13 protein-coding genes are annotated in these 13,004 nt (G+C 39.0%); 4 read left to right on the top strand and 9 right to left on the bottom strand.

Going from position 1 to position 13,004, the window contains the following annotated elements:
- Positions 1-19: 19 nt before the first annotated feature.
- Positions 20-952 (bottom strand): class II fructose-bisphosphatase, encoded by a 933-nt coding sequence (glpX, locus tag QNN06_RS02630; RefSeq protein WP_372447646.1) that lies wholly within the window; start codon positions 950-952, stop codon positions 20-22.
- A gap of 214 nt (positions 953-1,166) precedes the next feature.
- Between glpX and hxlR the strand changes: the two genes are divergently transcribed.
- A complete protein-coding gene (hxlR, locus tag QNN06_RS02625; protein WP_213120720.1) occupies positions 1,167-1,529 on the top strand; it encodes a transcriptional activator HxlR in 363 nt (120 codons plus the stop codon).
- A gap of 67 nt (positions 1,530-1,596) precedes the next feature.
- Here hxlR and QNN06_RS02620 read toward each other — a convergent pair whose 3' ends face one another.
- A complete protein-coding gene (locus tag QNN06_RS02620; RefSeq protein WP_213120721.1) occupies positions 1,597-2,628 on the bottom strand; it encodes a glyceraldehyde-3-phosphate dehydrogenase in 1,032 nt (343 codons plus the stop codon).
- Positions 2,629-2,667: 39 nt separating this feature from the next.
- Complete coding sequence (gene zwf / locus QNN06_RS02615; RefSeq protein ID WP_213120919.1) at positions 2,668-4,128, bottom strand: glucose-6-phosphate dehydrogenase; 1,461 nt, start codon at positions 4,126-4,128, stop codon at positions 2,668-2,670.
- 268 nt (positions 4,129-4,396) lie between these two features.
- Between zwf and QNN06_RS02610 the strand changes: the two genes are divergently transcribed.
- From QNN06_RS02610 to QNN06_RS02600, 3 genes are all read left to right on the top strand, one after another.
- Complete coding sequence (locus tag QNN06_RS02610) at positions 4,397-4,765, top strand: winged helix-turn-helix transcriptional regulator (protein WP_284036909.1); 369 nt, start codon at positions 4,397-4,399, stop codon at positions 4,763-4,765.
- Between the two features lie 246 nt (positions 4,766-5,011).
- Positions 5,012-5,890, top strand: coding sequence for a carbon-nitrogen hydrolase family protein (locus QNN06_RS02605; protein WP_213120723.1), 879 nt, complete (start codon positions 5,012-5,014; stop codon positions 5,888-5,890).
- Positions 5,891-5,909: 19 nt separating this feature from the next.
- Positions 5,910-6,575 (top strand): GNAT family N-acetyltransferase, encoded by a 666-nt coding sequence (locus QNN06_RS02600; RefSeq protein ID WP_213120724.1) that lies wholly within the window; start codon positions 5,910-5,912, stop codon positions 6,573-6,575.
- An 80-nt stretch (positions 6,576-6,655) separates the two neighbouring features.
- Here the strand turns inward: QNN06_RS02600 and rpe are convergent, their stop codons facing one another.
- The 6 genes from rpe to QNN06_RS02570 form a co-directional block, all read right to left on the bottom strand.
- Complete coding sequence (gene rpe / locus QNN06_RS02595; protein ID WP_213120725.1) at positions 6,656-7,321, bottom strand: ribulose-phosphate 3-epimerase; 666 nt, start codon at positions 7,319-7,321, stop codon at positions 6,656-6,658.
- 23 nt (positions 7,322-7,344) lie between these two features.
- Positions 7,345-8,034, bottom strand: a complete 690-nt coding sequence (locus tag QNN06_RS02590; protein ID WP_213120726.1) for a transaldolase family protein — start codon at positions 8,032-8,034, stop codon at positions 7,345-7,347.
- Positions 8,035-8,081: 47 nt separating this feature from the next.
- Positions 8,082-9,086, bottom strand: a complete 1,005-nt coding sequence (locus QNN06_RS02585) for a Gfo/Idh/MocA family protein (protein ID WP_213120727.1) — start codon at positions 9,084-9,086, stop codon at positions 8,082-8,084.
- A gap of 297 nt (positions 9,087-9,383) precedes the next feature.
- Positions 9,384-10,745 carry a dipeptidase gene (locus QNN06_RS02580; RefSeq protein ID WP_284036908.1) on the bottom strand — a complete coding sequence of 454 codons (1,362 nt, stop codon included), beginning with the start codon at positions 10,743-10,745 and terminating at the stop codon, positions 9,384-9,386.
- A 104-nt stretch (positions 10,746-10,849) separates the two neighbouring features.
- On the bottom strand, positions 10,850-12,046 hold the full coding sequence (locus tag QNN06_RS02575; protein ID WP_213120729.1) for an MFS transporter: 1,197 nt from the start codon (positions 12,044-12,046) through the stop codon (positions 10,850-10,852).
- Entirely contained in the window at positions 12,027-12,488 is a 462-nt protein-coding gene (locus QNN06_RS02570; protein ID WP_349654929.1) for a MarR family winged helix-turn-helix transcriptional regulator, read from the bottom strand. The genes QNN06_RS02575 and QNN06_RS02570 overlap by 20 nt, the downstream gene beginning before the upstream one ends.
- Positions 12,489-13,004: the final 516 nt, after the last annotated feature.

Raw genomic sequence — 13,004 nt, 5'->3', positions numbered from 1 at the left:
TTTAACTGGCAATTAAAACTTATGTCCATAACGAGTGGTAGGCTTCGATCAACTGATATCTTTCACTTACCCCTTTGCCGGTTATGAACGAATGGGTAAGCATTAAACCATTTTCTTTTTTCTTTACACCCCGCATCAGCATCCCATCTGTAATGCCGGTTGCGGCAAAAAAGCAATCATCTGATTGGACAATTTCGTCTAACGTAAAGACATGTTCCGGATCTTGTATTCCCATCTTAATACAGCGATTAAATTCTTCCTGATTTTGCGGGGCAAGCTGACCTTGGAAATCGCCTCCCAAGCATTTCAAAGCTGTGGCAGCAATGACTCCCTCCGGAGCCCCCCCTGTCCCTACTAAAATATCAATGCCTAATTCATCAATTGCTGTAGCAATTGCGGCAGTGACGTCGCCATCAGGGAATAGCTTCACTCTGGCACCGACATCAAAAACCTGTTTAATTAAGTGGTCATGACGCGGCCTATCTTGAATCATGACGGTTAATTCTGATAAATCCTTTCCTAAAGCCTTTGCGACTGATATCATATTTTCTGTTAAAGATGCCTGAATGTTAATATGACCTTTTGCCTTGGGACCTACAGCCAGTTTTTTCATGTACATATCCGGAGCATGCAATAGACTGCCTCTCGTTGATACAGCAAGAACAGTGATAGAGTTTTCCTGCCCCTTTGCCAAAAAGGTTGTTCCTTCCACTGGATCAACGGCAATATCCACCAATGGACCCCGGCCTGTTCCCAGCTCTTCGTTAATATAAAGCATTGGGGCTTCGTCCATTTCCCCTTCACCGATAACAACCCGTCCGTTCATTTCAATGAGATTCATGCGTTTGCGCATCGCTTCTGTTCCGGCGTGGTCGGCATCATTTTTATTGCCTTTCCCGACCCAAGGATAGGCAGCAATCGCTGCTTGTTGTGCAACAGAAAGAAAATCCATTGCGAGGGTATGAACACCTTCTTTTACAACACTACTAGTACCCAAAACATCACCCCTTTTGGTTGATATGAATTCCACAGTCAGAATATCTCGTAAATTCTGAATCATCTGTACAAATATGATTATAAATAGTATAATATCTTTATGTAAGTACGCACTTTAACTTCATATAGTATCAATTAATATACTAATAATGATTTTGGGAGGATTCATGATGGGCCATATTGATAGTAAGACCTTTAACTGTGAAAAAGAATTGACGCTGGAGATTATCGGCGGAAAATGGAAGATGCTGATTTTATGGTATCTTGGCAAAGAAGGGACAAAACGATTTAACGAACTGAAGTCTCTGATGCCGGGAATTACGCAAAGAATGCTTGTTAATCAATTGCGCGAATTAGAGGATGACCAGATTGTCCATCGTGAGGTTTATCCTGTAGTCCCTCCAAAAGTAGAATACTCACTGACCGAACAAGGGAAGACCCTATTGCCTATTCTTGAATCGATGTATGAATGGGGAAAGAATTACATGGATACAGTATTGGTTGAAAAAAAGAAATTGATTGAGGCAGATTGATCTTAGTTTTAAAATGACTTACTCATTGGAAATCCCTGTCAATCCTTGACAGGGATTTTTTAATTTGCTAATTTACCTTTACCCTTGCTGCTTTTTCCATTTTTTCAGCCACAAACTTTACAAGCTCGACAACCCTGACTGAATAACCCCATTCATTGTCATACCATGCCAGCACCTTAATTTTCCTATCACCAATCACCATCGTTGATAATCCATCGATAATGGCCGAATGAGAATTTGTATTAAAATCAATGGAGACAAGCGGTTCGGTTGTGTATTCCAAAATCCCGTTTAAATAGCTGTTCGCAGCATATAGAAAGGCAAGATTAATGTCATCAACAGTTACATCCGTTTTTAAATCAACAACTAAATCAATAAGTGAAACATTGGGGGTTGGCACACGAAGTGCAAGGCCATGCAATTTACCTTTTAAATGCGGCAATACGAGCGAGAGTGACTTTGCCGCACCGGTCGTTGTCGGAATAATACTCTGACCGCACGCCCGGGCCCGCCGCAGATCCTTGTGTGGATTATCAAGATTATTTTGATCATTAGTGTAAGAATGGACCGTGGTCACCAAACCATTTTCAATCCCAAACTGGTCATCCAGTACTTTTACAACAGGTGCAAGACAATTTGTTGTACATGAAGCATTGGAAATAATAAAATGCCGCTCAACATCCAACTGATCTTGGTTGACCCCCATCACGACCGTTATATCCTCGTTCTTACCGGGGGCGGTTAAAATCACTTTCTGTGCCCCTGCCTCTAAGTGCAGCACTGCTTTTTCCCTAGAATTAAACTTCCCGGTTGCTTCGACAACGATGTCTATTTCATATTCCTTCCAAGGAAGGTATTTAGGGTCCCGGCTATTTAATAACTGAATGGTTCGGCCGTTTACAATCAGGTGATTGTCGGCAGGAATCACGTCGCCATTAAATTTGCCATGAATCGTATCATATTTGATTAAGTGGGCCAAGGTTTCAGCCGGATAGCTGGCATTGATTGCCACAACATCAAGTGTATCGTCCATAATCGCCTTGCGGAAAACCAGCCTGCCGATTCTTCCAAACCCATTGATGGCTACTCTTGCCTTCATTTCCTCATTCCTCCAATCCTGTCTTTCACTTGTTTTTGCTTACCACCAATTAAATCCATCTTCCTCCAATAGTTGATCTGCTGCCCTTGGACCCATTGTTCCGGCTGAATAACCATGAAGCGGCAAAGCATTTTGCTCAAAAGCATCCAAAATAGGCTGCACCCATTTCCAAGACAGTTCTACCTCTTTCCAATGTACGAAGAACGTGGAATCACCATTTAGAGCGTCAAATAACAAGAGTTCATAAGCCTCTGGGATATCCTTTTTATTTGCAGAAAAAGTTACCTTAATAGGCTCAATTTTGCTGTTATTTAACGGATTTTTGCTATTAAACTGAAGGGAAACACTTTCATTTGGACTGATTTCAATGATTAACAGATTAGGAGGTGTTTTCTCATTTTTTTCTTTATATAAATCTGTTAATGAATTTTTAAATTCAATGACTATTCTAGTAGACTTCTCCTTCATTCTTTTTCCTGTTCGGATATAGAATGGAACGCCGCCCCAAAAAGCATCATCAATCCATAGACGGGCAGCAATAAATGTGTCATTCATGGAAGAAGGCTTAATTCCAGGTTCCGCTGTGTAGGATGGAACTGATTCCCCATTAATCTCCCCAAGACTGTATTGGCCGCGGACCAAGTTTTTTCCGACATCATCCATATTTAACGGTCTCAAGTGTTCTAATACTTTAATCTTCTGCTTGCGAATCTCTTCTGCACTTATTTTTTTGGGCTGCTGCATGCCAGTCATCATCACTAATTGAAGCAGATGATTCTGGACCATATCACGAATGGCACCGGCCTGGTCGTAATAACCTGCTCTTTCCTCAACCCCGACCGTTTCGCTTGCGGTAATTTGAATATTGGAAATATGTTTATTGCTCCATAACGCCTGCAGCATTGGGTTTGCAAACGCCAAGGCTTCGATATTCTGAACCATCGGCTTGCCGAGATAGTGATCGATAAGATAGATTTCATCTTCTTCAAAGGCTTCTCTTAATTTTGCATTTAATTCTTGCGCAGACTTCAAATCATGCCCAAATGGCTTTTCAATCACCAAACGCTTCCATCCCTTGCTTGACCCTAATCCGCTTTTTTTGATGTTCAGGGCAATCACATCAAAAAACTCCGGGGCAACGGATAAATAAAAGAGGCGATTTTCAGGAATACTCAACTCTTCCTCATATTTTTGAATGACATTTAGTAATTGGTTATAACATTCGTGATCCGTAACATCTAAAGCTCGATAATGAAAAAATCGCAAAAATTCCTTTACCTTGTAAGCGTCTACATTATTTGAACGTTCAGAAAATGATTGCAGTGATTTTTCAACATGTTTTTGAAATGCTTCATCGGACCATTCTCTTCTGCCCAATCCAATGATGGTTAATGAATCGGGCATTTTTTTATCCAAAAATAAATTAAACAGCGAAGGAATTATTTTTCTCTTTGCCAAATCACCGGTTGCGCCAAACAAAACGAATGTCAACGAATCCAATTTCGATGGCTTCATACTGTTGAAATCACTGACGACTGATTTAAACTCCTTAGGAATCATTACACCATTCATGCTATCCCCTCCTGATTGTTAGATTTTTTAAACCCTCTTATAAACAAATTTCCCAGTAGTTTGTTATTGTTTCTTATGAAAATAGTATAATCTCAAAAAATTTTGTTTGTAAGTACGCACTTTTTTATTATATAGTATAGAAAAATACACTTAATTCTGATAATTCTGACTTGAAGAGAGCAAGGAGGAAGACAAAATGGGCCATTTATGTGAGAAAATCTTTAATTGTGAAAAGGAATTAACATTATCCATCATTAGCGGCAAATGGAAAATGCTGATTATGTGGCATATAGGGAAAGAGGGGACAAAACGGTTTGGTGAATTAAAATCTATGATTCCGGGAATTACTCATCGGATGCTCGTAAGCCAATTAAGGGAACTTGAGGATGACCTGATCGTTTCACGGGAAGTGTATCCGGTTGTTCCTCCGAGAGTGGAATATTCACTTACGGAACGCGGAATAAGTCTTATGCCTATTCTCGAATCCATGCATGAATGGGGAAAACAATATATTGAAACCGCTTTACCAGAGAAATCAAACAAAATACTAAATTCTTTTAATTAATTAAAGGGCTTTCAAGTTATCCTTTCCTATCTTCAGCCAAAAAAGACGACTTAAAAATTCATAAAATGAATTTTGAGTCGTCTTTTTATTCCCTATTGATTTCCTTGAAAGTATACTTTTTTTCACTATCTAACAAAAAAGTGTGTACTTGTTAAAACCCATTATGTACCTAATAATAACAATAACACCATTTCATAGACAGTAATATACCAAAATTGAATTTTGCTTAAAAAAGGAGGAGAGACTATGAAGCTAAGAGTTTCAGCGGTACAGTATCATCTTCATACAATAAGTTCATTTGAACAGTTTTCTAACCAGGTAGAACATTATATTAAAACTGCTGCAGAATTTGAATCAAACTTTATCTTATTCCCAGAATTTTTCACCACGCAGCTACTGTCTATTAGTAATAATCAGGGAGAGCCCCTGACCATTCAAGATCTTCCGAATTTCACTGAACAATACCTAAGCTTATTTAAAAATTTGGCCATGCAAACAAAGATGCACATTATTGGAGGAACCCACATTCTCCGAAAGGGTGGACAATTATATAACGTTGCACACCTATTTTATCCTGATGGAAGAGTTGCTGAACAATCAAAACTTCATCTTACTCCAACTGAAATTAAAGAGTGGAAAATAACACCTGGTGAAAAACTGGAAGTGTTTGAAACTGATAAAGGCAAAATTGCCATGTTAACTTGCTATGATATTGAATTCCCAGAAATAGTTCGGATAGCAAAGGCAAAGGGAGCTGACATCATTTTTAGTCCATCTTGTACTGATGATCGGCACGGATTCCACCGTGTTCGATACACCAGCCATGCCAGGGCAATAGAAAATCAAATCTATGTTGTGACCACCGGAACTGTTGGTTCCCTTCCAACAATTGATTTTATGCGGGCGAACTTTGGCCAAGCTGCAGTAATTACACCTAACGATATCCCCTTCCCTCCTCGTGGTATTCAAGCAGAGGGTGAAATGAATCAAGATATGATCATAACAGCCGACTTAGATTTGAACCTTCTTTATCAAGTTCGTGAAAGTGGTTCCGTCACAACTTGGCGTGATCGCCGTATAGATTTATATCCAGATTGGCTGCCCGCAAAAACTCATTCGACATAATTTAGGGGGTAAGGAAGCGGTGTATTTTAAAAAATTTTTTGTCTTCAATCAAGATCGTGCCGTCCCAGCTATAATCCGAAATTATACAGAAAAAGATTTTTCAGATTTAATCCGTGTTCAACAGGAAAGTTTTCCTCCTCCATTTCCTCCAGAATTATGGTGGAATAGAGAACAATTGAATAATCATATTACTTTATTCCCCGAGGGTGCCCTTTGCATTGAGGTTGATGGAAAAATTGCAGGTTCTATGACTGGTCTGTTGGTTGATTTTGATTCTAGACATCCAGAACATACATGGGAGGAAATCACAGATAACGGTTATATCCGTAATCATAATCCCCACGGTAATACTCTTTATGTTGTTGATATAAGCGTGAGTCCCTCCTATCGAACTCTCGGATTAGGTAAATGGTTAATGATGTCAATGTATGATGTAGTTGTTTTTAAAGGTTTAGAACGATTGCTTGGCGGAGGAAGGATGCCAGGCTATCATAAAAAAGCAAGAGAACTGACCCCTGAACAATACTTGGATGCTGTTGTAAAAGGGGAATTAAAAGACCCTGTTATCACGTTTTTGCTTCGTTGTGGTCGTACCCCAGTTCAAATTGTCGCAAACTATTTGGAAGATGAAGAGTCGTGCAATTTTGGAACATTGATGGAGTGGAAAAATCCCTTTATCAGTTAGAAAAAATAATCCCCATCTCTAATTCAGGATGGGGATTTGGTTATTATTTAAATAACTTGTTAAACATTATACTTCTTGACTCAATATGAAACTATTTCTTTTGCATTCCTAATTTCTCTAATTGCCTTACCTCGATCAGATTGATTGTATATTGCTGATCCAGCAACAAGGACATTAGCTCCTGCCTCAATGCAGAGTTTGGCTGTTTCCAAATTTACTCCGCCATCTATTTCAATTTCAACATCCAAATTTTTTTCTTCTACCATTCTTGCAACCTGTCTAATTTTTGGCAGGACAGAATGTATGAATGATTGCCCGCCAAAACCTGGATTAACGGTCATCAGCAATACAAGGTCGATATCTTCCAGAATATGTTGAATGAAAGAGACTGGTGTGTGTGGATTTAATACTACTCCCGCCTTGATCCCTGCTGATTTAATTTGGTGAATGGCACTATGCAAATGTGTGCATGCTTCCACATGAATGGTTAATATATCTGCACCTGCTTTTGCAAACGCCCCAATGTATCTTTCTGGATTTTCTATCATTAAATGAACATCTAGCGGTAAATTTGTGACTGGTCGAATTGCTTCTACAATTAGTGGACCAATTGTTATATTCGGAACAAAATGACCATCCATTACATCAACATGAATATAATCGGCTCCGCCCCTTTCAACATCTTTTATTTCATCTTCAAGCCTTGCAAAGTTGGCTGAAAGAATGGAGGGTGCAATTTTGATCATCCAAAAAATACCTCTGCTTTCTATTAAATTTTTATTTTATTCGCATCTATAATACTCTTCTCTCCATATGCCGTTTGCCATTCTTCAATAAATACTTTCACATTTGCTTCCGTTGCACGATGTGAAAGAAATAATCTTAGAATATCCGGTGGGACTGTAACACCGTGTGCTCCAATTAGACAGACATCATGCACTTGTTGGACACTTTTAAAACTTGCAGCAAGCACTTTACTGTTAAAGTGATGTTTTTCTATTATTTCTACAATCTCCTTCACCACATTAACAGCATTTCCATCAAGGTTTTCTATTCGATTAACATAAGGAGTAACATATGTGGCACCTGCTTTTGCTGCTAGATATCCTTGTAATGGTGTATATATGGCGGTAGCCATTGTTCTTACACCGGATTCGCTTAATGCTTTTATTGCCTTGATTCCTTCTTTCGTCGCAGGTACTTTAATTACCAATTTATCTAGTATATTCTCACGGATATAGTTAGCCTCTTTCACTATTTCTTCTGCATTAACAGCTAGTGTTTGAATAAATAACTCTCGATTACATCCTATTACTTCTCTGATTTCCTCAAGTAACAGCAAAAAATTCTTTTTTTCTTTTACAATAATGCTTGGGTTTGTTGTAACACCATCAATTGGATAATATTCAACAAGTTCCCTAATATCATTTAGATTGGCTGAATCAATTATTAATTGCATAATTACAACTCCTTTATTAGCAGCATTATAAATTTTCTTCCTGGACTTCAAATTGAGTTGGTTGACACCGCCAGATCGGCAGGATAGACAAGTCCAATTTGTTTCCGTGCCTCGTCCATAACTTCTAGTGTAATTAGCGAATTTTTAAAAGAATTGATGTTAGACTCGAATTGGTTACGATTTATTAAATCAATAAATTCTTTAACCTCATAATACATTGAATTTTCTTCTTGAAATTGAGTAATATCTTCAAACCTTCCATCCTTGTAACGAATTTGCACTTTTGTCGGAGTTTCAATTTGATCGATTATCATGCTTCCTAGTTCGCCCTGAATTTCTGATGGGATATAGGAGTTGGCTATTTTTGAGTGTACTAAAACAGCTTCGCTTTCTTTATATTTACAAAGGATACTTCCTTCACCATCTACTCCAGATTCAAGCAATATACCATTTGCTTTTATTTGTAAAGGTTTTCCGAATAAAGCGACCATAGGATATATACAATAAACGCCAATATCCATTAGAGAACCATTGGAGAAAATAGGATTAAATGCATTTAAAATGGTTCCTTCTTTATATGCATCATAACGGGAAGAGTATTTACAAAAGCTTGCAATATACCGGCGGACTTTCCCAATTTTATGCAGATTATTTTGGATACTTTTAAAATTGGGGAGACATGTTGTTTTTAAAGCTTCCATTAACAATACTTTATTTTTTGTTGCTGTGGTAATCATAGTTTGTAATTCTGCTATATTCGATGCAATCGGTTTTTCACAAAGAACATGTTTACCATAGTTCATACAAATGATGGCCTGTTCTGAGTGAAATGAATTAGGGCTTGCAATATAGACAGCATCAATTTCCTTACTTCTTGCCATCTCTAAGACATCCGTAAAGATTGTTGTAACCCCATACTTTTTTGCAAACTTTCTAGCGGTTTCTTCAGTTCGAGAATACACAGCGGTTAAGGAAAAATCCTCTACCAAACTTGCTGCTTTAATAAACTTCTCGGTAATCTGATTTGTTCCGATAATTCCAAAACGTATCATAGATTGCCTCCTTGTATTTTTCCTTTCAATATACAAGTCACCGTTACCTAGTATACTTATTATAAATTGGATAATTTGTCTAAGTAAGTACGCACTTTATTATCATATAGTGTTTAAAGATATACTATGGGTTTAGTTCATGGGCGGTTCATGGGGACGGTTCTGATGAACCAAATTTATATCTAAAAAAAGTGCCTGTCACACCCCGAATAATGTCAAAGAAATAGACAATATGTGGGAGGCGACAGGCACTTATTCTAAAGTTTTTAGTAAGACCCAAATTGTATTTCCACTTTTTTAAAGCAATTCCAAAAACGAACAAATTGTCAAAATGCCCTTATCAAAGTTCTCCAGGTTAAAATGCTCATTCGGCGCATGAAGATTTTCATCCGGTAACCCGAAGCCCATTAAGACAACAGGAGCATTTAAGGCTTGGTTGAAGTCAGATACAATTGGAATCGAGCCGCCTTCTCTTTTGTAAACAGGCGCCTTTCCATACACTTTTTCATACGCTTCAGCCGCTTTTTGAATCATTGGGCTGTCGATTGGCGTTAAGAATGGATTACCCGTATCCTGTAGAGTCACTTGTAATGTGCAGCCTTTTGGTGCGTGCTCTTCCAAATGATTTTTGATTAAGCCCTGAATTTTTTCAGGGTTTTGATTGTGGACGAGACGGCAGGTGATTTTGGCATGAGCCTCATTCGGGATGACCGTTTTTGTCCCTTCGCCCTGGAATCCGCCCCATAAGCCGTTTATTTCCAAAGTTGGCCGGGAACTGATTTTCTCAGGATAAGGATAATTGTTTTCCCCTCCCGTTAATTCGGTTAACCCTAATGATTTTTTCAACTTTTCTTCATCAAAGCCCAGTGCTTTAATTTGTTCCTTTTCAAACTCTGTCAGTTCCTGGACGTCATCATAAAAATGGTCCACATTCACCTTACCATTGGCATCGTGAAGCGTAGAAAGCAGCTGCACCAATAAATGGTTGGCGTTCTGAACGCCACCGCCGAACATGCCTGAATGCAAATCAGAATTAGCCGTCTTTAGAGTGAATTCGAGTGCACATAGACCTCTTAATGAATAAGTAATGGCCGGAACACCTCTGTCCCACATGTCCGAATCGGAAATCACAACCACATCACAGGCCAGTTTTTCTTTATTATCGGCTAAAAACCCCGGAAGATGAGGACTTCCAATTTCCTCTTCTCCTTCGATACAGAATTTTACGTTCACCGGCAATTTTTCATTTAACGCTAGCAGGGTTTCCACTGCTTTGATATGTAAGAACGTCTGTCCTTTGTCGTCTGTTGCCCCTCTGGCATAAATCTTTTCATCGCGGATCGTTGGTTCAAACGGAGGGGTTTCCCATAAATGAACTGGGTCTACCGGCTGGACGTCATAATGCCCGTATACTAACACAGTCGGGGCGTTCTCCTGATGAAGCCAGTCCGCATAAACAATCGGATGCCCTTTTGTCTGGACGATTTGCACATGTTCCATGCCAATGCCTTCTAATTTATGGGCAATCCATGTAGCTGCTTTTTGGATGTCCTCTTTATGCTCAGATAACGAGCTTATGCTGGGAATCCGTAGCAATTCTTTTAATTCCTCGACATTTTGATTATGCTGGCTGGATAAAAAATCGGATAATTGACTCATGTTCTCACCTTTTCTATTTTATTTTCTCTTCTTTATTTTATCGAAAACTAGAGAAAACAAGCAAATTGAGGCATGAGAACCGTCCCCATGCCTCAACTTATGCCTCACAGTCTGACTTCTGCAAGGGTTTCTTTTCTTTTTCCGTGCATGATGTAGTAGAGTACCGTGCAGGCTAGGGCGACGATGGCCATGATGAGATATAGGTTACGGTAGCCGGTTAACGGGATGATGAAGCCAATCACGTATGGACCGAATCCCAAGCCGGCATCAAGTGCGATAAAGTACGTAGATGTCGCCAATCCCATCCGTTCAAGCGGCGTTACTTTCACAGCTATCGCTTGTGAACAAGATTGGATATTTCCGAATCCGAATCCAATCAGGACACCGGAAAGCAAGAAGATTGTGCCGCTGCTTGCTGAGCTTAATAATAATAATCCTGCTGCAAAAAGAATAAAAGTAGGATACATTACATAGTTGGCGCCTTTCACATCCATTAATCGTCCCGTGATTGGGCGTGATACCAAGATTGCTACAGCATAGACGATAAAGAAGAAGCTTGCTACACTTACTAAATTAATTTCAATGGCGTAAAAATTAATAAAAGATAGAACGCTTGCGTAACAAATGCCGGCAATCAGTGTGACCAAGGCAATTGGCAGCGCTTTTGGCTCAATATAGTTGGAAAGCTTGAATCCTCCTTTAACCGCCGCTTTTTTGGCAGATGCTTTGACTTCAGGCACTTTCATAAACAAAGCAATGATGAAGCTGATGAGACCTAAAGCTAAACAGAAACTAAAAATAGCTGAATAGCTTGTATGCTGACTCATGTATAATCCAATGAATGGGCCGATGGCGGTGGCCATTGTGGTACTCATGCTGTAATAGCCAATCCCTTCGCCTTTACGTGCGTTCGGGATAATCTGGGCAACAATCGTTCCTGTTGCGGTACTGGCTACCCCTAAAGCTAAACCATGTACAAAGCGGGTAAATAGTAAAAAGGTTACTCCTGAATCAATGTAATATAATAAAGATGTCAAAATAAAAAAGATGAGACCAAAAAGCATCGTTTTCCTATTTCCAACGGATTCGATGATACGGCCGATCACGAGTCGGCCAATCAAGGTTCCGATAATGAAAATTCCCGTCACCAGTCCCGCCTGACTTTCACTGGCATGATAATGATTGACGGCGTAAACCGCGATGGTCACCAATAATAAATAAAAGATTAAGTATAAGAAAAAGTTTGCAGCCGAAATAATGATAAAATCCTTCGTCCACAATTTAGGTCTCGCTTGTTCCAACTTCTCCATCTCCCGATTGAGTTATATTTTTTCGGATATCATCCATTACACGAATGGCCGTTTTCAGATCCTCTTCTGAAATCCCCCTTAAAATTTCTACTTCATAGGCATCAACCGTCTCGCGGACATCTTGGTATAACTGTTTGCCAGCCTCCGTTAATTGCATCCGCTTTTCACGCTTATCCTTTCCACGAACATGCTCGACGTAGCCCAATTCTTCTAATTGGCCGACTGTTCTGGTAATCGTCGGTTTCTCGACGCCCTGATAATTGGAAAGTTCAACAAGGGTGGCAGGATTGAAATTTTCCAAATAATAAATGATTGTCCATTGCGCCCGGTGCAGTTCATGCTTTCCGAGCTCAGTATTGAGCCTTTTTTCAAAAGGCCGATACAGCATTAATAGTTTATGGAAAAATTTCCGTGAATAATTAATGTAAATCACCGCCTAAAAATTAGTTACCAATGATAACTGTTATCAAAGGTAACTATATTACCTTAGCAGGATTTAATACACCTGTCAATATTGTGAACACAAAAAGTGCCTGTCATGCACCCCATATAATGTCGAAGAAATCGACAATAAAGTGAAGTTGACAGGCACTTAATCTAAACTGAGTTCTATCAGGGAGTTCACAGGGACGGTTCACCTCTCCATCAATATACATCAAACAAAAAGCCGTAATAGTCGTTTATCTTTTTATTAGCGCTATTTCTATGACGATTATTTTTTTGATACTCACGAATTGGGAATGAAGCTGTTATCACAACAGAACCACATAAGAAAATTAAGCACAAAATCCCAATAATAAAGGACATTTATAAACACCCCTTTAGCTACTTGATGATTACAAAATAAGCATAAATGATGAAACGCATTTCATATCAAGAAGAATTTTTATGGAGAAACACAAGGAAAAAAGGTGGAATTTTCAATAAGAAAAAGAAAGAACAATATGAT

It is taken from the genome of Neobacillus sp. 114, from assembly GCF_030127045.1.
Taxonomy (GTDB): Bacteria; Bacillota; Bacilli; order Bacillales; family Cytobacillaceae; genus Neobacillus; species Neobacillus rhizophilus.
The sequence above is the reverse complement of the archived record's forward strand: the minus strand, read 5'-3'. Positions and strand labels throughout refer to the sequence as shown.